At 66.2% G+C, this 23,331-nt stretch carries 21 protein-coding genes and 1 pseudogene; 11 read left to right on the top strand and 11 right to left on the bottom strand.

Translation table 11 applies throughout. The annotated features are described in order from the left end of the window. Position 1 precedes the first annotated feature (1 nt). The 5 genes from ACQEVJ_RS28840 (at position 2) to ACQEVJ_RS28820 (ending at position 6,689) form a co-directional block, all read left to right on the top strand. Positions 2-937 carry a hydroxymethylglutaryl-CoA lyase gene (locus ACQEVJ_RS28840; RefSeq protein ID WP_433106367.1) on the top strand — a complete coding sequence of 312 codons (936 nt, stop codon included), beginning with the start codon at positions 2-4 and terminating at the stop codon, positions 935-937. Between the two features lie 100 nt (positions 938-1,037). After that, the gene (locus ACQEVJ_RS28835; RefSeq protein ID WP_433106365.1) at positions 1,038-2,885 is read left to right on the top strand and encodes a 2-oxoacid:acceptor oxidoreductase subunit alpha; all 1,848 of its coding nucleotides are present in this window, start codon (positions 1,038-1,040) and stop codon (positions 2,883-2,885) included. After that, complete coding sequence (locus tag ACQEVJ_RS28830; protein ID WP_433106363.1) at positions 2,878-3,963, top strand: 2-oxoacid:ferredoxin oxidoreductase subunit beta; 1,086 nt, start codon at positions 2,878-2,880, stop codon at positions 3,961-3,963. The genes ACQEVJ_RS28835 and ACQEVJ_RS28830 overlap by 8 nt, the downstream gene beginning before the upstream one ends. Positions 3,964-4,230: 267 nt before the next feature. Beyond that, on the top strand, positions 4,231-5,454 hold the full coding sequence (locus tag ACQEVJ_RS28825; RefSeq protein WP_433106361.1) for an MFS transporter: 1,224 nt from the start codon (positions 4,231-4,233) through the stop codon (positions 5,452-5,454). A gap of 971 nt (positions 5,455-6,425) precedes the next feature. Further along, a complete protein-coding gene (locus tag ACQEVJ_RS28820; RefSeq protein ID WP_433106359.1) occupies positions 6,426-6,689 on the top strand; it encodes a hypothetical protein in 264 nt (87 codons plus the stop codon). Between the two features lie 54 nt (positions 6,690-6,743). Here ACQEVJ_RS28820 and ACQEVJ_RS28815 read toward each other — a convergent pair whose 3' ends face one another. Next, positions 6,744-6,965 (bottom strand): hypothetical protein, encoded by a 222-nt coding sequence (locus ACQEVJ_RS28815; protein WP_433106357.1) that lies wholly within the window; start codon positions 6,963-6,965, stop codon positions 6,744-6,746. Positions 6,966-7,579: 614 nt separating this feature from the next. Here ACQEVJ_RS28815 and ACQEVJ_RS28810 point away from each other — a divergent pair. The 4 genes from ACQEVJ_RS28810 to ACQEVJ_RS28795 all read left to right on the top strand — a co-directional run bounded on the left by ACQEVJ_RS28810 (position 7,580) and on the right by ACQEVJ_RS28795 (position 12,524). After that, positions 7,580-8,845: a DUF4041 domain-containing protein gene (locus ACQEVJ_RS28810; RefSeq protein ID WP_433106355.1), complete on the top strand. Its 1,266-nt coding sequence runs from the start codon at positions 7,580-7,582 to the stop codon at positions 8,843-8,845. A 163-nt stretch (positions 8,846-9,008) separates the two neighbouring features. Further along, positions 9,009-9,446, top strand: coding sequence for a plasmid mobilization protein (locus tag ACQEVJ_RS28805; RefSeq protein ID WP_433106353.1), 438 nt, complete (start codon positions 9,009-9,011; stop codon positions 9,444-9,446). 11 nt (positions 9,447-9,457) lie between these two features. Further along, on the top strand, positions 9,458-10,885 hold the full coding sequence (locus ACQEVJ_RS28800; RefSeq protein ID WP_433106351.1) for a relaxase/mobilization nuclease domain-containing protein: 1,428 nt from the start codon (positions 9,458-9,460) through the stop codon (positions 10,883-10,885). A gap of 826 nt (positions 10,886-11,711) precedes the next feature. Continuing rightward, on the top strand, positions 11,712-12,524 hold the full coding sequence (locus ACQEVJ_RS28795; RefSeq protein ID WP_433106349.1) for a hypothetical protein: 813 nt from the start codon (positions 11,712-11,714) through the stop codon (positions 12,522-12,524). A gap of 6 nt (positions 12,525-12,530) precedes the next feature. On the opposite strand, the gene ACQEVJ_RS28790 is transcribed toward ACQEVJ_RS28795, so the two are convergent. From ACQEVJ_RS28790 to ACQEVJ_RS28770, 5 genes are read right to left on the bottom strand one after another with little or no spacing between them, the layout of a single operon-like run. After that, a complete protein-coding gene (locus ACQEVJ_RS28790; RefSeq protein ID WP_191910053.1) occupies positions 12,531-12,746 on the bottom strand; it encodes a superinfection immunity protein in 216 nt (71 codons plus the stop codon). A gap of 27 nt (positions 12,747-12,773) precedes the next feature. Then, on the bottom strand, positions 12,774-13,409 hold the full coding sequence (locus ACQEVJ_RS28785) for a hypothetical protein (RefSeq protein WP_433106347.1): 636 nt from the start codon (positions 13,407-13,409) through the stop codon (positions 12,774-12,776). Beyond that, a complete protein-coding gene (locus tag ACQEVJ_RS28780; RefSeq protein WP_433106345.1) occupies positions 13,378-14,439 on the bottom strand; it encodes a toprim domain-containing protein in 1,062 nt (353 codons plus the stop codon). Before ACQEVJ_RS28780 ends, ACQEVJ_RS28785 begins: the two co-directional genes overlap by 32 nt. Positions 14,440-14,451: 12 nt before the next feature. Then, positions 14,452-15,300 carry a DUF2637 domain-containing protein gene (locus tag ACQEVJ_RS28775; RefSeq protein WP_433106343.1) on the bottom strand — a complete coding sequence of 283 codons (849 nt, stop codon included), beginning with the start codon at positions 15,298-15,300 and terminating at the stop codon, positions 14,452-14,454. Further along, positions 15,297-15,557 (bottom strand): hypothetical protein, encoded by a 261-nt coding sequence (locus tag ACQEVJ_RS28770; RefSeq protein ID WP_182908056.1) that lies wholly within the window; start codon positions 15,555-15,557, stop codon positions 15,297-15,299. Before ACQEVJ_RS28770 ends, ACQEVJ_RS28775 begins: the two co-directional genes overlap by 4 nt. 154 nt (positions 15,558-15,711) lie before the next feature. Here ACQEVJ_RS28770 and ACQEVJ_RS28765 point away from each other — a divergent pair, with 154 nt between their 5' ends. Both ACQEVJ_RS28765 and ACQEVJ_RS28760 read left to right on the top strand, forming a co-directional pair. Continuing rightward, a complete protein-coding gene (locus ACQEVJ_RS28765) occupies positions 15,712-16,158 on the top strand; it encodes an XRE family transcriptional regulator (protein ID WP_433106341.1) in 447 nt (148 codons plus the stop codon). Positions 16,159-16,556: 398 nt separating this feature from the next. Beyond that, the gene (locus ACQEVJ_RS28760; protein WP_433106339.1) at positions 16,557-21,017 is read left to right on the top strand and encodes a DUF3883 domain-containing protein; all 4,461 of its coding nucleotides are present in this window, start codon (positions 16,557-16,559) and stop codon (positions 21,015-21,017) included. Between the two features lie 2 nt (positions 21,018-21,019). On the opposite strand, the gene ACQEVJ_RS28755 is transcribed toward ACQEVJ_RS28760, so the two are convergent. The 5 genes and pseudogenes from ACQEVJ_RS28755 to ACQEVJ_RS28735 form a co-directional block, all read right to left on the bottom strand. Further along, complete coding sequence (locus ACQEVJ_RS28755) at positions 21,020-21,322, bottom strand: hypothetical protein (RefSeq protein WP_433106337.1); 303 nt, start codon at positions 21,320-21,322, stop codon at positions 21,020-21,022. Continuing rightward, positions 21,319-21,771 carry a PD-(D/E)XK nuclease family protein gene (locus tag ACQEVJ_RS28750; protein WP_433106335.1) on the bottom strand — a complete coding sequence of 151 codons (453 nt, stop codon included), beginning with the start codon at positions 21,769-21,771 and terminating at the stop codon, positions 21,319-21,321. Before ACQEVJ_RS28750 ends, ACQEVJ_RS28755 begins: the two co-directional genes overlap by 4 nt. Before the next feature lie 72 nt (positions 21,772-21,843). Then, the gene (locus ACQEVJ_RS28745; protein WP_433106333.1) at positions 21,844-22,317 is read right to left on the bottom strand and encodes a hypothetical protein; all 474 of its coding nucleotides are present in this window, start codon (positions 22,315-22,317) and stop codon (positions 21,844-21,846) included. Between the two features lie 274 nt (positions 22,318-22,591). Beyond that, positions 22,592-22,759: pseudogene (locus ACQEVJ_RS28740) on the bottom strand (transposase family protein); the annotation flags it as partial. 146 nt (positions 22,760-22,905) lie between these two features. Continuing rightward, positions 22,906-23,289: a hypothetical protein gene (locus ACQEVJ_RS28735; RefSeq protein ID WP_433106331.1), complete on the bottom strand. Its 384-nt coding sequence runs from the start codon at positions 23,287-23,289 to the stop codon at positions 22,906-22,908. Between the last annotated feature and the right edge of the window lie 42 nt (positions 23,290-23,331).

Here is a 23,331-nt window from a genome sequence, read left to right as displayed (position 1 = left end):
CATGCGCGCGCCTCAGGTGGTGCCCGAGCCGGGTCTGCCGAGCCGGGTCACGATCTACGAGGTGGGCCCCCGGGACGGCCTGCAGAACGAGAAGACGGTGGTGCCGGTCGTGGTCAAGGCCGAGTTTATCCGCCGCCTGGTCGCCGCGGGCCTGCCCGTCGTGGAGGCGACCAGCTTTGTGCACCCCAAATGGGTGCCCCAGCTCGCCGATGCCGCCGAACTGGTCGACGAGATCGCCGATCTGATCCGCAACGAGCGCGTGCCGCTGCCGGTGCTGGTCCCGAACGAGCGCGGCCTGGAGCGGGCCCTGGACAAAGGGCTCCGCCATATCGCGATCTTCGGCAGTGCGACGGAGACGTTCGCCCGGCGCAACCTCAACCGCGGCCTCGATGAGCAGTTCGCGATGTTCGAGCCCACCGTGGCCCGTGCACGCGAGGCCGGCATGGAGGTACGCGCCTATGTGTCGATGTGCTTCGGCGACCCGTGGGAGGGGGACGTGCCGATCGACCAGGTGGTCAAGGTCGGCAAGCGCCTGTTCGACCTCGGCGCGTCGCAGCTCTCCCTCGGCGACACGATCGGGGTCGGCACTCCCGGCCACGTCACCGCGCTCCTGCGCGCGTTCGCCGATGCCGGTCTGCCCGTCGAACGGCTCGCGGTGCACTTCCACGACACCTACGGGCAGGCGCTCGCCAACGCCTACGCCGCTCTGCGCGCCGGGGTCACCACCTTCGACGCGTCCGCCGGAGGACTCGGCGGCTGCCCGTACGCCGAAAGCGCGACGGGCAACCTCGCCACGGAGGACCTGGTCTGGATGCTGCACGGCCTGGGCGTCGAGACCGATGTCGACCTGGAGAAGCTGGTGACCACCAGCCGATGGATGGCCGAAGGACTCGGCCGGCCCAGCCCTTCACGGGTCGTGGCGGCCATGACGCGCTGACCGATCCGAGCGGCCCGACAAGTAGGTACTGAGATGGATGTGGCATGACAGAGATGAAATCTCCGACGGGCGCGGGTTCCCCGGGGAGGTTTGAGGAGCTGTGACCAAGCAGGTTCAGCAACTCGACCGCGTGATCATCCGGTTCGCGGGTGACTCGGGCGATGGAATGCAGCTCACCGGTGATCGGTTCACGGCGGAGACGGCCCAGTTCGGCAACGACCTGTCGACGCTCCCCAACTTCCCGGCGGAGATCCGCGCCCCTGCGGGCACCCTGCCCGGGGTGTCGAGTTTCCAGTTGCACTTCGCCGACCACGACATCCTGACTCCCGGCGACGCGCCCAACGTGCTCGTCGCCATGAATCCCGCCGCGTTGAAGGCGAACCTCGGCGACCTGCCCAAGGGCGCCGACATCATCGCGAACATCGACGAGTTCACCAAGCGCAACCTGGCCAAGGTGGGCTATGCGGGCAACCCGCTCGAAGACGACTCGCTGGCCGAGTGGCGCCTGCACGCGGTGCCGCTGACCTCGCTGACGGTCAAGGCGCTCGAGGGCTACGACATCTCCAAGAAGGACGCCGAGCGGGCCAAGAACATGTTCGCGCTCGGGTTGCTGTCGTGGCTGTACCATCGGCCGACCGAGGGGACGATCGGTTTCCTGGAGGCCAAGTTCGCCAAGAAGCCGGAGATCGCTAAGGCGAACATCGCGGCGTTCCAGGCGGGCTGGAACTACGGCGAGACGACCGAGTCGTTCTCGGTCTCTTATGAGATCAAGCCGGCCACGCTGCGTCCGGGGACCTACCGGAACATCTCCGGCAACCAGGCGCTGGCGTACGGGCTGATCGCGGCGTCGGTGCAGTCGCGCCTGCCGCTGTTCCTCGGGTCGTATCCGATCACCCCGGCCTCCGACATCCTGCACGAGCTGTCCAAGCACAAGCGGTTCGGGATCCGCACGTTCCAGGCCGAGGACGAGATCGCCGGCGTCGGGGCGGCCCTTGGGGCCGCGTTCGGCGGGTCTCTCGGCGTGACCACGACCTCCGGCCCCGGTGTCGCGCTCAAGGCCGAGACCGTGGGGTTGGCGGTGACCACGGAGCTTCCGCTGATCGTCGTGGACGTGCAGCGGGCCGGGCCCTCCACGGGCATGCCGACCAAGACCGAGCAGACCGACCTGCTGATGGCGTTGTACGGCCGTAACGGCGAGTCGCCGGTGCCGGTGCTGGCCCCGGCCACCCCCTCGGACTGCTTCACGATGGCGATCGAGGCGGCGCGGATCGCCCTTGCCTACCGCACGCCGGTCATGCTGCTGTCGGACGGCTACCTGGCCAACGGTTCCGAACCGTGGCGCATCCCCGAGATCGACGAGCTTCCCGACATCTCCGTTGCGTTCACCACGCAGCCGAACGGGGAGGACGGCACCACGTACCTGCCTTATCTGCGGGACCCGGCCACGCTGGCCCGCCCGTGGGCGGTGCCGGGCACGGCGGGGTTGGAGCACCGGATCGGCGGCATCGAGAAGGCCGACGGCACCGGGAACATCTCCTACGACCCCGACAACCACGATCGGATGGTCCGCCTGCGCCAGGCGAAGATCGACGGCATCGACGTGCCCGACCTGACCGTCGACGACCCCGACGGCGACGCGCGGGTGCTGGTGCTCGGCTGGGGCTCGACCTACGGACCGATCGCGGCGGCGGCCCGCCGGGTGCGCGCGGCCGGGCACAAGGTGGCCCAGGCGCACCTGCGGCACCTCAACCCGCTGCCCGCCAACACCGGCGAGGTGCTGCGCTCCTACGACAAGGTGCTGCTGCCCGAGATCAACCTCGGCCAGCTCGCCATGCTGCTGCGGGCCCGCTTCCTGGTCGATGTGATCAGCTACAACCGGGTGCGCGGGCTCCCGTTCAAGGCCGCCGAGCTCGCCGCCGTCATTCAGGACGTGATCGAAAGTGACTAGCGCTGAACTGCCCGCCTCCGGCAGGACCCCTCTCAACGGCAAGGGCCTGGCCCTGATCCCCCGGACCGACGCCAAGCAGACGCTGAAGGACTTCAAGTCCGACCAGGAGGTGCGCTGGTGCCCCGGCTGCGGTGACTACGCGATCCTGGCCGCGGTGCAGTCCTTCCTGCCCGAGCTGGGCCTGCGCCGGGAGAACATCGTGTTCGTCTCCGGCATCGGCTGCTCCTCGCGCTTCCCGTACTACCTCAACACCTACGGCTTCCACTCCATCCACGGGCGCGCCCCGGCCATCGCGACCGGGCTGGCCGCCTCCCGGCCGGACCTGTCGGTGTGGGTCATCACCGGTGACGGCGACGCCCTGTCGATCGGCGGCAACCACCTGATCCACGCGCTGCGCCGCAACGTCAACCTGAACATCCTGCTGTTCAACAACAGGATCTACGGCCTGACCAAGGGGCAGTACTCCCCCACCAGCGAGATCGGCAAGATCACCAAGTCGACGCCCATGGGCTCACTGGACAAGCCGTTCAACCCGATCTCACTGGCGCTCGGCGCCGAGGCCGGGTTCGTCGCCCGGACCATCGATTCGGACCGCAAGCACCTGCAGGGCGTGCTGCGCCAGGCCGCCGAGCACCGCGGCGCCTCGCTGGTGGAGATCTACCAGAACTGCAACATCTTCAACGACGGCGCCTTCGACACCCTCAAGGACCCCGGCACCCGCGACGAGATCACCATCCGGCTCGAACACGGGCAGCCGATCGTCTTCGGCACCGGCGACAACGAACGCGCGGTACGGCGGTCGCCCACGGGCGGGGTCGAGGTCGTGCCCCGCGCGCAGGTGACCGACAGCGAGATCCTCGTGCACGACGCCCACAACGTGGACCCCTCCCTGGCGTTCGCGCTGTCCCGGCTGGACGAGCCGGCGTTCGAGCACGTGCCGATCGGCGTCTTCCGCTCGATCGACCGGCCGTCCTACGACCAACTCCTCAACGAGCAGGTCCAGACGGCCACGACCGGCAAGGGCGCCGGCAGCCTCGCCGACCTGCTCCACGGCGGGGACACCTGGACCATCGGCTGACGCGACTGACGCCGCCGCCCGAAACCGTGAACGTCACGAGGTGGGCCGTCACTCGTCCGGGCCCCCTGGACTCGATTTTCGCGTGCTTACGCAGGAGGCACGCCGGCGCGTGCCGACCGCTCGCCCCTACTACGACAAACGGGAGACCCTGCTCGTGGATGAACCGTTGGCAGGTTTCGAGACCGAAGCACCACAACATGGTCGTTTGGTACGGCCAGCGCCTGGCGCCCTGGCTCGTGCTCGACAACCGCTGACGGATGCCGCGTCGTGACGGATGTCAGGGCGCAGGAGGGCTCGGTAGCCGCGAGGAACTCCGTCAAGCTCGTACTCGACCGAGTCTTCGGTTCCTACTTCTGGGCCCTGAACCTGGCGACGTGGGCGGTATGGATCCACAGCATTGTTTCCGTCAGCCTCGCCTACCAGTTGACCAAATCCACGCTCGTCGTCGGCCTCGTCACGGCGGCCCAATGGTCACCTCAGATCGTTCTGGCGCCTTTGAGCGGTGCGATGGCCGACCGGGGAAACCTGCGGCGTCAGATTCTCCTAGGCCGAAGCCTGACCATCGTGGGATCCGGTGGCCTGGCGGTCTGGATCGCCGCCGTGGGGGCGGAAGCGCTTCCAGTGCCGGCACTGGTGGGAGCGGGCCTCGTGCTCGGGATCGGGTTCGCCATCGGCGGACCGGCCTTGAACGCGATGCTTCCCTTGCTGGTCCGTCCGTCCGAGTTGCCACAGGCCGTTGCGCTCTACAACCTGCCTGGAACGCTGGCCCGCGTCGCCGGGCCTGTGCTCGGTGTCGCCATCATGGTGTCCGCCGGGCCCGCTCAGGCGTTCGCCATGGCAGCGGCAGCCCATATCGTGTTCGCGCTTGTGATCCGTACGCTGCCCCTAGAGCGGATGAAGCGCACCGCTTCGAACGTGAAAACGTCGCTTCTGGGAGGTTTTCGCTACCTGTGCTCGGACATCGGGCTGCTCGTCCTGATCTTCGGGACGGCGGCGGTGTCCATCGGGGCGGACCCCGCGATCACCTTGGTGCCATCCCTGTCCGAGAAGCTGGGGGACGACCAGGCATTGGTAGGTGTCCTGGCTGCGTCCTTCGGCGTGGGAGCCATGGCGGGTTACCCGGTTCTCTCCGTGAGCAGGAGGCTCCTTGGTCGCGTCCGGATCAGTGTGGGTGGAGCGGCACTTCTCGCCATCAGCACCGCGGTCCTCGTCGTTGTTGACCTACCGTGGCTTGCATGTGTGCTGCTGGGGCTTGCCGGCATCGGTATGACCACGGCCGTGACGAGCTTCAGCACCATGATGTACGAACGGGTGGCTGAGGAGTATCGCGGCCGTGTAATGGCTCTCTGGACGGTCGCGCTGACAGGTTCTCGCGCCCTCGCCGGAACGATGAACGGCCTGATTGTCGACGCGTTCTCACTCGAGGCTGCGTTGGCCGTGTGTTCAGCTTTGGTGCTTGTGGCCGCCTACCTTCTCCGTCGCCTCCGCTAACGGATATCTTCGCTGGCCGAATTCCCACGGTGGGTGCCTCCGCGTTCGTCAGAGCCTAGAGCTGAAGCTCCAGGTCTGATGGAGGCTCTACGGGTTGACTCCGACCACCGGTTGGGGCTGGTGTTCGGCCTGGAGCATCCTCGCCTTCGCATGGAGTCACCCTCTATGGCGTGATCAGGGAGGCGTCTATAAAGAGAAGTTTCATCCCCTTCGTCGCGTGTTATGTGACGTGGTATAGGAGGGTCCCTGCTGCGGCAAGGCTGTCTGGTGCTGATCCTTCTCATTGGGGATAATCTCTCGCGATCATCCACATCGCCCGAAGTGGGACCCCCTTGATCATCCCTCCGCGTCCTGACTTACGTTGGTCGTTCAACCCGCCACCGGGATGGACCGTTGCTGACAACCGGCCGAAGAGGTTCAAGCTGATCTGGAAGATCCCAGTAGGTGATCGCGGAACCTATGAGTCTGAGTTCAGCATCACCTATCAAAACTGGACGGAATCCGGAGAGATCTCCAAGCCTGTGGGCGAATAGGGCGAACTCTAACTGGCCTATGTGAGAATTGATCGCAGAAGGGATCGTCCGATCCTGGCGCCGCTGCGGACCAGTTTGTCAGCCGAAGGCCACAGGGAGTCCCCTACGCATCCTCTCAGTGCAGCTCTGCAGTTGAGATTCCGAAGCCAGGCGGCGGAGTTCGGGCCTGCACCTGGGCAGTTAGGGAGCGGCGATCAGAAGTCGGGGGTCCCGCAGAGTCGTCGGCGCCCCTTGTATGTGGCGACACGATCTTGCGAGTGCTTGACGTACTTGGGCGGCTACGCAAAGTATTTGTCCTGCAGCGATTTATCGGGGGGATAAATGGGATCGCGAGCAGGGGTGTCGGTTACGCTGGTCGTCGGGGCAGTGATTCTGGTTCCAGTCGGAGCGGCGTCGGCGGGGACGCCCGGCTGGAACGACGCTTACGGTGACGGTCGGGTGACCGTGCCGGCCGATCGATCGATGATCAAGGTGTGCGACGCCGAGGTGGACAACCTGACCTACAAGGCTGTCTGGCACAACGACAATCCCATCGATGCGCGAAAGCCGTTCGAGGTGCGGGCGCCGCAGGGCGGTTGCGCGACTGACAGTTCCCTGTTCGGATCGGTGAAGGTCTTCAAGCTCTGCGAAGGGCGGATCGGTACGGACAGGCGCGTGAAGTGGGGTGCCTGCAGGGCGGCGGTGTGGCCGGGCGGTCGTTGACCGAACCCGCTGATAAGCGGCGAGACGATGTGATGGCGGACCGGAGGTTCGGGGTCACGTGCCTCCGCTGCCGCCTCCGAGGGTTTGCTGGATCTCGCCTTGCTTCTGTTCCACCACGGTTTTGATCAGGGTGGCCAAGCCTAGTGCGACGCCGGCGATGATGGCCGTGATGATGACCCACTCGACGGCGGAGGCTCCGCGTGTGGGGGCCGTTCGTGCGCGTAGTATCCGAACGGCGAGGCATGCTCGCAGGTAGATGACCCAGGGGTGGTTCACGCCGCCTCAACATCCTTCAGAGCAGTGCGGGTGTGACTGACGGCGGTCTGGGAGCTGCCTCGCAGATCGCCGCCAAATCGTGCGCTGATTACTATTCGCAATAGCTCGCGCACGTATTGTTGCCGATGGTGTCGGTGTGCGAGGCGGAATCGCTCTGGAATCTGGAACTCCGGCCAGTTGATCCGCGGTGCCCCTACGGTTCGCTGTGTTGCCTCGCTCGACCACGTCCGCCGTGCTGCCTGCCAACCAACCCCGGCCGCTAGGCGTGCGTGCCGCTTTTGCCGGACGCGTCCCGTGCTCACGGTTCGATCACAGTTGCCTGTGGCCGCCTGATGTTCGTGCACCGCCGTTATCAGGTGGCCGTCCTCCTTCTCGACCGGTGACCAGCCGGGTTGACGCGAGGGAGGGCGCTGATGACGGAGTACCGGTTCAACTCGCCGCCGGGGTGGCCGGCTCCGCCTCCTGGATGGCGGCCTCCTCCTGGATGGCAGCCGGACCCATCCTGGCCTCCGCCTCCGGCGGGTTGGCAGTTCTGGGTGGCCGACGTCCCGTCCGCTCACGCACCCGTTCCGCCTCCTGCTCCTGCTGGGACGAACGGCCGTCACGCCATGCCGGTGCGTGAGGCTCCCGTAGTTCCGGTTCCGGAGCGTTCCGGCGGCGGGCTGTTCGGCGGCAAGAAGCGGCTGGAGGCGGAGAACGCCCAGCTGCGGGAGTGGGTCGAGCGGCTCGGCGGCCTGGACGCGATGCAGATCACCGCCGTGACCGAGCAACTGCGCGCAGAGCAGGCCCGATTGCAGGCGGCGATCCAGGACGCCGATCACCGGCTGCGGGAGATCGAAACGCAGATCGTGCAGACCGAGGACGTCGCCTTGCTGCAGGAGGTCGGCGTCTATGAGTACCAGCATCCCCTCGGCGACGCGGTCGCATACAAGGCCAAGCTGGCCGAGGTCAAGGACAAGATCAAGAGCATGGCCCGCGCCGGGCAGGCTGTGCTGGGCGCGACGAACTGGACGGTCAACGGCTCCGCAGCCGAGGGGCGGCGGATGGTGCGGGACTTCTCCAAGCTGATGCTGCGCGCCTACAACGCCGAGGCCGACAACTGCGTACGCACCATGCGGCCGTACAAACTGCAGTCGGCGATCGACCGGCTGAGCAAGGCCGGCGAGGCCATCGTCAAGCTCGGCAAGACGATGCACATCCACGTCGGCGACGACTACCACCGCTTACGGGTGTACGAGCTGCAGCTGACCGCCGACTACCTGGCCAAAGTCGAGGAGGAAAAGGAACAGGTCCGTGCTCAGCGGGAGCGGCAGCGGGAGGAGGAGGCCGCGCGCCGGGAGTTCGAACGCGAGAAGGCCCGCCTGCGCAAGGAGGAGTCCCACTACCGCACCGCCTTGGCCAAGCTGCTGGCGAACGGCGACACGGCGGGCGCGGAGGAGCTGAAGGCGAAGCTGGAAGAGATCGGCGCCGCGGTCGCCGATGTGGAGGCGCGCGAGGCCAACATCCGGGCGGGCTATGTGTATGTGATCTCCAACATCGGCGCGTTCGGCGAGAACGTCGTGAAGATCGGCATGACCCGGCGGCTGGAACCTGAAGACCGGGTGCGTGAGCTGGGGGACGCCTCGGTGCCGTTCAAGTTCGACACCCACGCGCTGATCTTCAGCGACGACGCCGTCTCCCTCGAAGGCCGGCTCCACGACGAACTGCGCGAGCGGCGGGTCAACAAGGTCAACACTCGCCGTGAGTTCTTCTACGCCACACCAGCGGAGGTCCGCGACCTGCTGGAGAAGATCGCCGGCCAGCACCTGCTGGAGTACCGCGATGTGCCCGAGGCGTTGGAATGGCGGCAGTCGGCTCACGGCGCTGCACCCGCAGTCTGAGTCCCGCAGGGCGGGGGGAGCAAGATATTCGTAATGTCCCATTACCGCTGCATCCGGCGGGATGCAGCGGGGGACATTCGTGATCAGAACCGCCCACTCCCGCTACCGGTCGGGGGTGGGTTCTGATCGATTGCGACCGGGCGCGGTCGTCGGGGGAGTGGTCATGAGCGTGTCCGCTGGGGGAGAGGACACCGGGTCCCGCACGGGATCCAAGCAGGTGCGGCAGCGGCGGCGTCAACGCCAGCCGGTGCCGCGGCCGCACGTGGTGAAGTTCGTGCTGACCGAGGAGGAGTACGCCGACCTCCGCACGGCCGCCGAGCGTCTTGGGCTGGCGCACGGGGCGTACGCGGCAGAGGCGGCCTTGGCGACGGCGCGAATGGTGAACCCACCAATGCCCGACCCGCTGCGCGAGGCCCTGATCGAGCTGATGCACGCCGCCAGTCAAGTACGCCGCATCGGGGTCAACCTCAACCAGGCCGTCGCTGCGCTCAACGCGACCGGCGCCGATCCCGGCAACCTCGTTCCATACGCCGCCGCGTGCTTGCGGGCGGTGCAGCGCTTGGACGGAATCGCGGAAGGCGTCCGGAAGGCGATCCGGTGATAGGAAAGGTGATGCGCGGGCGCCGCGTCGGCGGGTTGCTGTACTACCTGTACGGCCCGGGCCGGGCCAACGAGCACATCAACCCACACATCGTCGCCGGGTGGCGGCATCCGGCCGAGCTGGAGCCGTCGCTCCGTCCGGAAGGCGGGCGGGATTTCCGGAATCTGATCGGATTGCTCAACCAGCCGCTCGCCGTGCTGGGGGAGCGCGGGTACGCCGAGCCGGTGTGGCACTGCGTCGCCCGTGCCGCACGCCAGGACCGGACCCTGAGTGATGAGGAGTGGGCACAGGTCGCCCAGGAGATCATGACCCGCACTGGTCTCGCGCCGGCCGACGATGACAACGGCGTGCGTTGGGTCGCCGTGCGGCACGCCGACGACCACATCCATATCGTCGCCACGCTCGCCCGTCAGGACGGCACCAAGCCTCGGACCTGGAACGACTTCTACCGAGTGCGGGAGGCCTGCCAGGCCGTCGAGCGCCGGTACGGCCTGCGCCTGACGGCCCCGGGGGACCGGACGGCGGCGCGCCGGCCGACCCGCAGTGAGACGGAACAGACCCGGCGGCGCGGGTGGGACGAGGTGCCGCGGACGGTGTTGCGGCGGTACGTCGTCACCGCGGCCGCCGGAGCGGCGTCGGAAGAGGAGTTCTTCCGGTCGTTGGAAGCCGCCGGGGTGCTGGTGCGGCAGCGGATGAGCCAACGCAATCCCGGCGAGGTGACGGGGTACGCGGTGGCGCTGCCGACGCATCGCAACCGCGCCGGTGAGCTGGTGTGGTTCGGCGGCGGCAGGCTCGCCGCCGACCTCACTCTTCCGAAACTCCGCGCGCGGTGGAGCAGCGGAAGCGATCACTACCCCCGCGGAACGGGTTCGGACGAACGTCGGGAGATCTGGGAGCTGGTGACGACGGCTGCCCGGCAGGCCGCCGCGCATGTGCGTGAGGCCACAGCCGGCGAACCCGGCGGTACGGCGGACGTGCCCGGGGCGACCTCCGACCTACTACATGTCGCGGCGCACCTGCTGAAGGACCGACGGCTTCGCAATGCCGCGGAGGCATTCGACCGCGCCGCGCGAGAGCCGTACGCGCGGATTCCGCCACCGACACGAGCAGGGCTGGAGTTGCGTAGGGCCGCGCGAAGGCTCGCTGCCGGGACGCGCGGGTCCGGAGGATCGCTCATCGCCGACATCGCGGCGCTGGTCGCCGCGGTGGCCGAGCTCCGTACGGCGCAGGGCAGGATGGCCCAGGCGGTCGCGGCACGAGCGGCCGCGCAACAGCTCGCCGTGGCGTCACCTGCGGCGGGTGCCCCGGTACGGCTGGCCGCGGCGGACTTCCCGCAGCCCGCCGCCAGGCCGCTCGGCACGGATTCCGGCCAAAATCCGCGCTCGTCCGGGCGTTTCGCCGGTCCTATGGCACCGTCCGCGTCACCCCGGCATAGGTAGCTGGAAGATCGTTATTTTGCTCGTGCGACTCGGCTCTGAGCTGCGCTGTTGCACCGGCCTAGCTCCCTATCGTGGTTGATCATCTTCGCTTCGTGATCGACCCGGGGGTGCCGTCGTGACAGCCAGCAATCCGTTCCGAGGCCGGACGGCGATGTGGCGGTCGGCTGCCGCAGGAGTGCTGGCAGGCGCCGCAGCGCTGGCCGTGGCGGGGACGGCTCAGGCGGACCCGCCGCCCGGCTGCCCGCACCTGACCGGTACGGCAGGCCGGTACGTCGACAACACGAAGTTGTGTGCGGCCATGCAGCGCGAGGTGCAGAACTGGCTCGCTGGTGACAGCATCGACGTGGGCCGCGCCGTACGGGACTCGTGGCGCGGGCAGGCCTCGCAGCCGGCCCCGGAGCAGTCCCAACAGGTCGTACGCCTTCCGCAGGTTCCACAGCAGCCGACAGCTGCTCCAGCCGCCGCACCTTCTCTCATGGCTACAAAGAGTCCCGAGAAGGTGGCGGCGGCGGCACCCATAAGCCGTGACGGTGAAGCGGAGGAGCATCACGTCCGGAACCGGCCCCGGCGCGATCACCGGCGGACGCTAGGCCATCCTGCGGCGAGTCCGGCAGCAACGGCCACGGGGGAAAAGCCGCTGGTGACTGAGGAAGTGATGGCGAGACGCGGGCTTGGCCACCGGCCAACGGTAATCGTCGCTCGAACGCCCTCAGCCAAGCCTTTGACGCGGCCAAAGAGGACCCCGGCGCTGCGGCCGACGCCCCCTGAGAAGCATCAGCCGGCTCCCTACGCAGCACACGCCGCTCTGGAGTCGTCGGCGTCGACGATGCCTCCGACGATTCCCGTCGGCCTCGCCGCGCTGCTTGTGCTCGCCATCGCCTACCACCGACGACGTCAGTGTGTCGGCGCTGCGTTGATGTGGTGGCGGCGTACCCGTCTGACTAGGCAGGGTGATCGACTGGTTCGCTATGGCGAGGTGAGGGACACATTGCCGTTCCCACCGGTGGAAGCCTCGGCAGAATCGGTCACCGTCATGAGGGCCGACGATGAAACGCCCATCTCAACGTTCGACTCCATGTTCGGACAGGAGTCGACGAGCTTGGGCTACCTTGTCGCGCTGGCGGCAATGAACGGGACGGGACTCACCGGCCCGGGCGCCGTGAACGTGACGCGTGCCATGGTCCTGGACCTGTTGGCCGGGCGTCATATGGCGGCTCGCGTACTCGTGCCGCGCGAAGACGCGGTGCGTCTGTTCGGCGAGGAAGCGCTACACGCGGCTCACCCGGGGCTGGTGGTGCTCGACACCTTGCAGGAGGTGGTGACCGAGCTGGAGGTGGAGATCGTCAGGCGAAGCGGACAGCGTACGGACGCGGGAGTTCCGGAGGGCCAGTCCTGGTTGTTCGTCATCGCCTCGCCGGGTGCCGCAGCTGAGCGGCTGCACCGAATCGTCCAGGGCGGTACAGAGGATTTGATTCTAGGGGTCTTCCTCGGCGACTGGCCGTATGGCATCACCTGCACGGTTGACGAGAGCGGCGTCATCCTTAACCTGGAAGGACGCTCGGCCCCCGCCTGGACCGCGCATCGCTTGGCGATCTGCAGCCAGTCCGACGCGGTTCGGCCTCTGGCCGGCGGTGATTGACGGACGCTATTGGCGGTCATGGCGCGTGGGCAGCGCGAAGGCCAGGAAGAGTGCTGCCGGCCAGCCGATGCAGGTGAGTCCGCCGAAGAAGTTGAACGCGATCAGCAGGAGGACATTCTCGACGCCGCGTAAGAGCCCGATCAGCGTGGGCAGGAGGTACAGCACAACGAGCAGCAGGATCAGGCCGATCCAGAACAGGTAGCTGTGCGCGAGGGCGTCCACCTATCCTATCCTTCCGTAATCGGCCGATTACGGAAGGCGATTGACCGTAGCTGTCCGCGCTGGCTTCGCCGTAGCTCCTGCCGTCGCCCTGACGCTGCCGCCGGCTTCGACGACCTCGTCGATGGTGTGCGGGAAATCCTCCTGCGCGAGTCTCACGACCGGAGGCAGCTGAGGCCGAACGGGCGCTGGATATCCAGTTCGCGGGCGTGGCTCCCGGGCGAACAACGGGGCGACCTCTCGCATGGCCGCTTCGGGAGTATGTCCTTCGACTCGAAGCCGGTCATAGCGGTTCATGGCGTACGGGTGGAGTTCGCGGAGCCGGCTCTCGCACCTCAGCAGTGCACGCTCGGCGCCCGGGTCGCTCGTCGAGTACGGCAGGGCGGCTCCCCAGGCGCGGCTCACCTGCAGCAGGTCAGCGGTGCGCAACCATGCCGGGTCGTTGGCGGGCAGCCACTGCAGGCGTGCCGCCCGGTGGGCGGCACGCTGCTTGGTGCGGAGGGCGTCTGCTGCTTGGCGCTCCCGCTCGGCCTGTTCGCGTACGCGCTGAGCCTTCATGTGCAGCCAGACCTGAACTGCCGCCGCGGCAGTAGGGGCGACCTGCACCACCTTCTGCATGCCGTGGGCGGCTGCCTCACGGAGTGGGTCCGCGTAGTGGTCGTTCACTTGCTCTCCTTTCGCCCGAGCGTGTGGTCGTGTTGCCGGATGTGGGCGCTGTCGGGAAATCGGCGAGGGCCAGCCGGGCGGTCACCGAATCGGTGGTGGTCTCGGTGACGGTCGCGTGGTCGAAGTTGAGCTGCGCGGCGACACGGGCGACCTGCCGAGCGACGTCACGGGGTGCCATCGTGGCGATAGCCGCGCCGGCGGCGCGAAGTGCGCCGACACGCCCTTCGGCGTACTGCAGGGAGTCATGCCAGGGCTCGATGGCGGCGTCGGTCACCAGGTCGGCCAGGGGCCGTACCCGCACGCGAAGCAGTGCCGCGAGAGTTTCGGGGCCGGCATCGCCGAGCACCGCCGCCGGATCCCAGTCCGATGGGAGCACGAGGGCTTCCGCCGTACCGGCGTCTTTGAGCAACGAGTAGGACCGTGCTGCGGCTTGCTGCCCGGCGCGGTCGCCGTCGAAGGCGACCAGCACACCGCTGGCGCGTAGGTCGGCGGCTGCGTCAAGAGTTCTGACCTGGTCGGGGGTGAGGCTGGTGCCGCACAGGGCGAGTCCCGCCAGCTCGCCCCGGCCGGCGACGGTGACGGCGATGGCGTCCAGAGGACCTTCGGTGATGACCGGCCTGGCCCCGGCGCTGAGCGTATGCAGGCCGAACAGGGCCCGTCCCTTGCCGTAGACAGGGGTGTTCGGGCTATTGAGGTACTTGGGCTCGCCAGCACGGCTGCGGCCGATGAAGGCGATCGTGGTCGTGTCGCGCTCGGTGATGGGGAACATCGCCCTGTCGCGGAAGAAGTCGACGAGCATGCCACGGTTCGTCCGTCGGGCCAGACCGGAGGCCTCGATCGCGGTGTCGGGGAAGCCGAGACCGCGCAGATGTCTGGTCAGCGCTCGCCATTCGTTCTGGGCGTAGCCGATGCGCCACTGACGCTGAACGTCGTCGTCGAATCCGCGCTGGCGCAGGTAGTCGGGGACCCAGCTGGTGGAGACGTGGGCCTGGAAGAAGCGTTCGGCGTGCTCGTGGATGGCGAGGAGCATGAGGTCGCGTCCTTAGACCGGCTCGCGGCGGAGCCCGATGACGGTGGCCAGCCAGCGCAGGCGTTCATTGGCGATGCGGTGGCCCTGAGCGCGGAGCTGGGCGGCCAGGTCCATCTGGCTCAGCCGTACGCCACGCTGCTCGGCCCTGGCGACGATGGCCTGGGCCGCCTGGATGAGCTGGTCGTCGGAGTCCTGCTGCTGTGGGATCTGAGGAGTGGGAAAGGCCGCGCCCGCGAGTTGGAGCCGTACGGCGGTTCGCTCGGACAGAGGTGCCTTCCATCGCCACAGCCAGCGGCCGTGCGTCTGGTGGAGCGCGGAGACGGCTTCGAGGTGGAGGTATTCGAGCTGGAGACCGCGGGGGTAGCTGGTGACGTTCCACAACACCATGCGCCGCCAGAGCATGAAGCTGGAGATCGGGGCGAGGATCCAGCGCGAGAAAGGTACTCGCTCACGCCGGGTGCCTGTGGCCAGGCCGACCCAGCGACGGATGAGGTGGCGGATTCCCTCGATGACCGTGACGAACAGGACGGGCATGGCCGCGTGCATGAGGCCGGCGATCGCGTCGCCCTGCGCAGCGGCGATGTTAAGGACGACGGTAGCGGTGATGAACGTCCAGGCGATCCAGCGCAGGACCGACCAGGGCAGGTCGGCGAACTCCATGAGGAGGTCCCAGGCCAGCAGGGCGAGGATGCCGAGGTCGATGCCGATCGGGACGATCCACGCCTGCGGGCCGAACCATGGCTCGGCGAGACGGCGCAGGGTGGCGAAGGAGCCGATCCCGCCCAGTACGGCCAGGGCGACCACGAGCGGAACCACGACACAGGCAGCCAGGGCGACGGCCCGGGTGAAGTTGCGGGTCACTGGCCGCCACCTCCTGCAAGGTGGGTCGCGGCTCGGGCGACGCCCTCGTCGTTGGCGGGGGAGAGGATCAGGCCGTGATGGGTGACGTAGGCGTAGACGCCTTCGGCGCCCGCGCAGTACACAGTCTCGGTGCCGACGGTGAGGGCCCACTGGCCGTTGCGGCGGCGGATCAGCCGGGCCGGCCGGTGGCGGCTTACCTCAAGGCCGAGGCGGACGAGTCGTTCGTGACGAGCTTTGCTCTCGTCAGGTGCTCGCATCGGTGTGGCTCGCATCGGTAACCTTCGGGCGTGGAGAGGCGGACTCCATCAACTAAAGTTGATGACGAGAGCAGGATAGGCACTCTCCGTCACCGACGGTCAACTAAAAGCGATGAAGCAGGGCGTGTGTCGCTCCAACTTGATGTGGTGAGCAGTGGCTGACGACCGAAGTGCGGCGAACACCACGCGGTCTCTTGCCGACAAGATCGAGTGGTTGATCCAGAACCGCTGGCCGGCGGGCAGCCGACCGCCGAAGAACAACCTCGAGGCGGCGGCGGCAATCTCGGAGGCGACGGGGGAGGAGCTGTCCTCAACGACGATCTGGAAGCTGCGGACGGGTAGGTCGGACAACCCCCAGCTCAAGACGTTGAAGGCACTCGCGAAGTTTTTCGGCGTGCCGATCGGCTACTTCGGCGACGACGCGGAGGCCGAGGCGACGGCCGACCAGGTAGTGGCGTCCTCTTTAATCGGCGAGTCTGGCCTCAACCGCGAGGCGCTCCGCGCCCTGGTTGAGATGTCCGACGGTGGTCGTCAGCTCGTGGCCGACTTCATCATCAGCGCCGCCCGCCTCGAACGCGGCCAGGGTCAGCGGAGCGGGTGACGGGAATCGAACCGGACCAGTAATAGGGTTCTCACCTGCGGGTTTGCTGTTCGGGCTGGTCGCGCCTACCGGGTTGAGCTGGGTTCTGTCGCGTTCTGCTCACTCCTGCCAGCCCGGTGTGCCCACGTGGGCCACACCGATGATCTTGACTGGCGGGGTTCAGTCGGTAGGAGCGACGAACCAAATGCACGTCCAAAAACCAGAAACCTCCGAGAGTAGGGGCTACGGTAAGGAGAGATCAAAAACCTTTCCAAAGGGGCCTCCATGACAGAGCGGGCGACTCACCTCCTGGCTATGCCAGGCGCCGTTCTCAATTCGCCGTGCGTCGGAAAGAGCGAGCTGCTGATCATGGCGCTCTCTCCGAGGGCCGTCCCGTTCAACGAGCAGCTTCGCCTGCCGTGAGCGAGCAGAAGCGCCGGAAGCTCTCGAAGTCGTCTGACTATCTCGACGCGCTTGCGACGACGCTGCGAGACCTCGGCGGGGCGACGACCATCCCTCACGAGCTCACCCAGAATGCCGACGACGCTGGCAACGCCACGACCATTAGATTCACGGTGACGGAGGACGCGCTCACAGTCTGGAATGACGGCACTTTCACCGACTGTGGAGAGGACAGCGACAACTGCCCCTGGTCAAAGCGGTGTGACCTTCACGCCTTCCGCCGGTTCGCTGGCCGCACCAAAGCGAGCGACGCATCTACGACCGGAGCTTTCGGAGTTGGCTTCACTTCGGTCTACCGGATTACGGATGCTCCTGAGCTTTTGTACGACGATGAACACTGGATTCTCGACGAAGCCGCTCCGGAGGATCAACGCATCAAAGCATGCGACGGGTCGTGTGCCGGGGTGCACGGAGGGCCAGGAACAACATTCGTTCTGCCGTGGGCCCGCGTCGCCAGCCTACTGCGGGAGAAACTCGAAGTCCCGCCAATAAACGACGACACGATCGCCGAACTTGAGACAGCGCTCCTCTCTGACGCTCGTACTATGGTGCTGTTCCTGCAGCACGTAACCAGCATTACAGTTCAAACCTCACGGGGCAAATTCTGCGTCGAGCGCGAAGATGTCGAGGACGGGGTGATCGTCCGCGATGCGGAGTCAAGCAAGCGGTGGCTCACCATCCAGTCTGACTTCCAAGAGGTTGCTCGGACCTTGGTGAACCGCGCAAATGGCCTCATCAACCGGAGGCGGCCCACGACGGTCACCATCGCGGTGCCGGTCAACCAGAGCTTGAACTCCGGCGTGCTCTACGCGACGCTGCCGACCCAGACCCCCAGTGGACTGCCGGCAAACATCAATGCTGCATTCTTTCCCAGCACCGACCGAAAGACAGTCCGCTTTGAGTCCTCAGGATATCACTCCGAATGGAACCTTGCAGCGATTGGTGCGGCGGCACGAGGTATAGCAGAGAAGGCAAGCAGCATTGCAGAGCGATTGGGCGTGCCGGCATTCTGGGACTTCCTCGGCGGAATCACGGATTTGAATGGTAGACCAAACATCGGCCAGCCGAACCACGCTGCGACGTACCTCAGCGCCTTACGCCAGGTGGTTCCGGGCATTCCTGTCGTCGACACGATCGGCGGCATACGTGCGTTCCCGAGAGATGCGCTACTTCCTGCAGAGCCAGAGCTCTACGAGTCTGGCGAGGCGCTTACCAAGATCGGCCTGCCAATTGTTGCCCAGCATCTGCACCGTCGCCTGCACACGCACACTATGTACGCGGCGTATGGATTACGCCCACTGACCAGCCGGCATGTCGTCGAGCAACTCCGCGTCAAAGGGATCATCGAGGCGTTCAACCCGTCAGACGGCCCACTCGCCCGCGATGAACTGATCCAGATTCTCGACGCGCTCGAACGCCTACCAGCGAAGGTTGCCAACGTCGACGGAGTCGAAAAGGTAGCAATCGTTCCTTGCCGCAACGGCAAGGTCGCGCCGTCGTCTCAGGTTGTGTGGCCGGTATCGGAGGACGACGCCACGCTGTTCGAGGTCTTGGTCGACGACTTACTGATTGCGGACGTGGAGACGATCGAGGCGCACTGCCCGGGGCTTCGGGAGGCATGTCCGCCTCTGAATGTCGAGTGTGCCGCGCATATCCTGCAGGACGTTGACACCGAAGCGCTCGGTGCGCTTTCTGACGATCTTCTCGAATGGTTAACCAGAAACAGCGTGGGGAACGCCGACGCCTCAACCCGTCAGAAGATCGCCGAGCTTCCGATTTTTCCATCTGCCTCCGGTTTTGAGCCCTTGACGAGATTGTCGCTGCCGAACGATTTCCACGACCCGATTGGGGTCGCAAGTTTGGTGGCCGACGCCACGGCGCGGGACTATCGCAAGCTTCTGAGCGTGCTCGGTGCGCGGCCGCTTAACATAGTCGATTACATCCGGCTTCATGCTCTCCCGGCAGCAGAGGCGCGCCGAATCTCCCTAAGCCAGGCGACAGAACTCCTTAAGCTGGTCGCCATTAACCAGGAAAAGCTCGCCGGATTGCGGGAGAGCCTTGCATCAGCTCCACTCGTGCCCTGCACCGACGAGCAGTTGCACCCCGCGGCGGAGGTACATCTGCCATCCCAGGAGATATCCACGCTGGCGCCCGAACTGCCCGTCGCGCTCACAGCCGCTGTAGCTCCCGCGGTTTTGGACTGGCTCGGCGTGCAGAAGGGACCTACCGACCGAGCTCTTGCCATGGCAGTCCAAAAGCTTGTCCTGGCGAACGGAGATCCTGACGTCTTCGTCGTCGAGGCGGTGTTCCGCACGCTCCAAGCGCGCAAGGACCTGCCGGAGAGTCCACCTGATTTCCTGACCGCGGAACGATGGCTTCCTCTCAGGCGCGGCGGAAGAGCGAAGCCCAGCGAGGTACTGCCCAGCAACGCTCGCCATCTGTATGGGACCCAGGGCAACGAGCTTGGACTGGCCGGGGGCCTCCAAGGCCGCTACTTCGCACAGCTGACCTGGCTCGGCATGCCGTCGGTTCCGCCGGTCGCGATGGTCGTGGCACACCTAAAACACTGCGCGACCGCCGGCAGCGAGATAAACCCGGACGTCTATCGGGTTATGAGCGACAATGCGGATCAACAAACCGTGAAGCAACTACGCGGGATGCCGTGTATTCACGTCGGTCAAGGACGGTTTGTCGATCCAGCAACCGCGTTCTGGGAGCAGTCGCCATTCGGCAAGTGGGGCACAACACTCTCCGAGGACTGGCTCAAGTACAGGCCATTCTTCGACGCCGTCGGCGTGAAGCGGGAACCTGGACCGGCCGAGATCAAGGCCATACTGCGATCGATCCTCCACGAGTACGGCACGGGTCCGGTGGATCAGGACGGCGCTGAGGCCATCCACGGCTGCTGGTACCTGCTGTCTGAACTCCTGACGCATGCCGAGGCCAGCAGCATCCTCCCGGCTCTAGGGCGCATCCGCTCAACCCTTGATCCTCGTGGGCTCTTGACACGGCCGGACCAACTTTTCTTCGAGGACAGCCGAGCACTTCACAAGCGTTTCCCGCTGCTCGCTAACAACGTGATCCCTCGCGTTCATGGCACCTGGCCAGCACTCGCTGCAGCGGGAGTGCGTCGGGTCGAGGAACTCATCAAGGCCAAGCTGGTTGACGTCGATACTCACGTTGACACCGAGCTCCCCACCAGAATCGCTGACCGTCTGAGCGCTCTCCGGCGGGTGTTTAACGACGACCACGTGCTCGATCAGCTGCAAGGACTCACGATCCTGCGCGCAGGCCGGCTTCGGGTCTCCTACCGCGCCGACCTCTTCGGCTACCGAGATGAGACTGGTCCGCAAGGTGTAGACGCGATCTACCTGCCTGACGAGGGGCATCTCGTGTACGCGGACGGGGCATCCGACCGAGCACTCGCACGAGAACTTGCCCGGGCCATCGCGCCCGACGACGACCCCGGTCCACTCGCCATGCGGCTTGAGCCAATCCTGAGTGCCACCTCGCTCAACGAGGCACACCGCGCGCTGGACGACTTCGGTGTCGCGAAACTAGACACGCCCGAGTACGAGACCTCGTGGAGCCCCACGGCCGACGTAGGGGACGACGCCGTCGTGGCCGAAGAGTTCGTGGATGACATACCGACTGGTGCTGAAGCCGAGGGTAACGTCGCTGGAAGCAGTGACGGTGAAGCCGTGGAGTCAAACGGAAACGCGGCTCCTGACATCAAAAGTGAGCGTCCCCACGGCAGGGGCACGGGCGGCGGCAAGGAACTGGGCGCTGACCAGGGCACGGGCGGCGGCAGCGGCAGAGGAACCAGCGAGCCAAAGCAGGGCGAGCTGAAGCGCAAGAGCGGCGGATCGGATACCCGAACTGGGCGACAGACTCGCCTACGCTCCTACGTCGTGGAGGCCGACGAGGATGAGGGGCACAGTGGAACGGTTGGTGACGAGGCTCCAGATTCGTCACCGATCGACCTGGCCGGCGTTGAACGCGTATTGGAGTACGAACGCAAGTGTGGCCGCGTGCCCCGCGAGATGGCACATAGCAATGCAGGCTTCGATGTCGAGTCGTACGACAAGCACGACAAGCTCGCGAGACGGATCGAGGTCAAGTCAACAGGCGGCCGGTGGTCCATTGCTGGCGTCATGCTGTCCCGCCGCCAGCATCAGCAGGCGGTTGAGGATGGTGACCTGTTCTGGCTCTATGTCGTAGAGAACGCTCAAGACGATGACTTCAAGATCTACCGGATCCAGAACCCTGCGAGCCGGATCGACTACTTCGGATTCGACGGCGGCTGGAAGGACGTTGCGGAACCGGACGTCGAGCGCAATGCATCAGGAACCCCGACCGCCCGCTCGACTAGGCGCTTGCTCGGCCACTCGCCAGGCCACCCGCCCACTGGCAACTGATGTCAACGCCCCGTCGCCGCGCGTCGGTTCCGTTTCGCCTCCGGCGGCACGTCTCGGCAGAGTTCGGCTAGATCACACTTGCCGCACTGGTCGCCCCAGGCAGACAACCGAGGGAGGTTGTTGCCGCGCAATGAGTTTCCGGCTTCCCTGATCCGTTCCCGCACGCCGGCGAGCAGCGGATCCTCGACTTCTTCGCGGATTGTCTTCCCCTCCTTGTCGAGGTTCAGCACCTCGATGAGATCTGCGCGCTGACCCGTCAGCTCCTCATAGCCCACCGCGTAGACGTGCAGCTGATCTCGGGTCACGTCTTCGTCCTGGGCTCGAGCCGTCGACTTGAAGTCGACGATCGCGAGCTCATGGTGTCGAGTCTGCGGAGGAGGTCGATCCGGCCATCGACAATGATTCCCGCCGCCACGTGCACCTGAATCTGCTTCTCACTGTGCACCGTCCGCTCCAGGTCAGTTTCGTGCTCCCTGAGGTAGCGCTGAACTGCCGCGACGGCCGCGCGGCGGAGGGTTGCCTTGAGCTCGGGATACGCATACGGAATGTGCAGATGCTGGGCGACGAGATCCTCAGCCTCGGCCAGGGAAGCCAGGTCGCCGGTGATCGCCCGGTTATGGATCTCGGCGAGTGCGTCGTGGAGGCCCTTCCCGTAGCCAAGTGCCTCGGGAATGGGCGGATTGAACCCGTAGAGGAACCGAAGTTTGAACTGGTAGGGGCACTCGAAGAGGTACTTCAGCTCGGAGAACGACAAGGTGACGCCGTCTGCGTTCCGACCAGGGACATGGTCACCGAGGTTGCCTACCGGCTCGCAGAGAAAGGCATCTCAACAGTAGAAGACCCGTTCTCGCTGCTCACGGTCGTCGCGGATGAGAGCGTCGTCTCTGCGATCCCGCGCGGTCACCCGCCGGGGCCGCAGCACCTTGTGCAGATGCTCACTGTCGCCGATGTCGGTGTTTCCACACCGGGGGCAGTGGCTGCTTGCTGATTTGTGGGTCGAAGGCACCGAGCCGGCGCGGTCCATCAGGACCGATCTCCGCTGCAGGCCGTACGCCCGGGTACCACCGTCGAGCGCGGTCCGCGCTGCGAGCACTCCGTTCTCCGCCAGGACCGGCATGCCGCCCATTGGGTTACCCGGCTGGGCCTGGCCGACGGCGGCGGCCAGGCGCCGCAGCAGCATCGCCACGTCGGTGCCCTGCGCTCCGTCGTAGCTGTGGAACTCGTCCACCACGACGTACGCCAGGTCGCAGCCCTCCCACAGGTCCAGGTCCTCGGGGCGCTGCAACAGCAGGTCCAGCATCTTGTAGTTGGTGATGCATCTGCCCGGTCGCCACCTCGGCCACCCTTGGCGAAAGCGGCGACAGCACGGAGATCCGCAAGGTCGCAGAGCAGGTTTTTGGGGTGCGCCCGCGAGTCTGCCCAGCCCGTACCGGCACCAGGCGATGGCTTTCAAACGACTCAGCACGTTGCACGGCCCGGCCGAGCCCACGCGCCAGCTTCGCCGAGCGGCTGTATTCCCGTAGCTCGCTGTGGTAGACCCGGTCATCCGCCGGGACCGGCCCGACCTGCTCCGCCGGGCAGACCAGGCGCCGTACTGTCACCGACACCACCACTGTCCGCCCGTCGACCGGGACGTCGGTGACCGTCCGGCCGCAGAAGCCGTGCACACGCGCCGTCAAAACCCCGCACACCGGGCACGGCACAGGCTCATCCCGAGTGCGGGCCATGACCCGAATGAGGTCTTACAGTCCCGGGCCGTGACAGCGCAGATGGATCACTACGGCGCCCCTTCTGACTACGACCTTCAGCTACTCGGTTTACCACCTGAGAACTCTGCGGCCCTGGTCCGCTGCCACGTGTCTGCGAGGGCCCAGTGTCCCGTCAGGCACTACTGGGCGGTGATGCCTGAATCTTCGATGATTCCACCCTCCGTCGCCCTCTGCCGTATCGCCGCATTCTCGGCGATGATCCGCGAGTTCATGATCTGGCCGTGGTTCTCAGCAGCCTGATCGACATCGGCGCTGTTGGCGCTGATCGGACTCGTGGCGATACGGGCACCAGCCCCCGAAGCCACCTGGCTGGTTCTGGTCATGGAAGTGGAATCTTGCTTCTTGGTGCTCTCCATGCGATAAGCGATTACGGCCACGACGACTAGCAGTCCCGCGGCGACCACAAACACTCGCCAACTCCATGAGGCAGTCAGCACGTTGACCAAACCGCCCACGACTACCGACAGTACAGCGCCGAGTGCCGCCAGCGGCGCAGGTCGCATCCACCTAGGCATACGTACCTTCCTCACGTAAGGTAATTTTTC

Source organism: Microbispora sp. CA-102843 (assembly GCF_050936215.1).
Lineage (GTDB): Bacteria > Actinomycetota > Actinomycetes > Streptosporangiales > Streptosporangiaceae > Microbispora.
This window is presented reverse-complemented; position numbering and strand designations above follow the sequence as displayed.

Bases quoted from the DNA above. Each gene is read 5' to 3' on its own strand.
- ACQEVJ_RS28840 (WP_433106367.1), top strand. From the start codon at position 2: ATGCGCGCGCCTCAGGTGGTGCCCGAGCCGGGTCTGCCGAGCCGGGTC.
- ACQEVJ_RS28795 (WP_433106349.1), top strand. From the start codon at position 11,712: ATGCCTCCGACGATTCCCGTCGGCCTCGCCGCGCTGCTTGTGCTCGCC.
- ACQEVJ_RS28805 (WP_433106353.1), top strand. From the start codon at position 9,009: ATGAGCGTGTCCGCTGGGGGAGAGGACACCGGGTCCCGCACGGGATCC.
- ACQEVJ_RS28800 (WP_433106351.1), top strand. From the start codon at position 9,458: ATGCGCGGGCGCCGCGTCGGCGGGTTGCTGTACTACCTGTACGGCCCG.
- ACQEVJ_RS28780 (WP_433106345.1), bottom strand. From the start codon at position 14,439: ATGCTCCTCGCCATCCACGAGCACGCCGAACGCTTCTTCCAGGCCCAC.
- ACQEVJ_RS28735 (WP_433106331.1), bottom strand. From the start codon at position 23,289: ATGCGACCTGCGCCGCTGGCGGCACTCGGCGCTGTACTGTCGGTAGTC.
- ACQEVJ_RS28770 (WP_182908056.1), bottom strand. From the start codon at position 15,557: ATGCGAGCACCTGACGAGAGCAAAGCTCGTCACGAACGACTCGTCCGC.
- ACQEVJ_RS28745 (WP_433106333.1), bottom strand. From the start codon at position 22,317: ATGCTGGACCTGCTGTTGCAGCGCCCCGAGGACCTGGACCTGTGGGAG.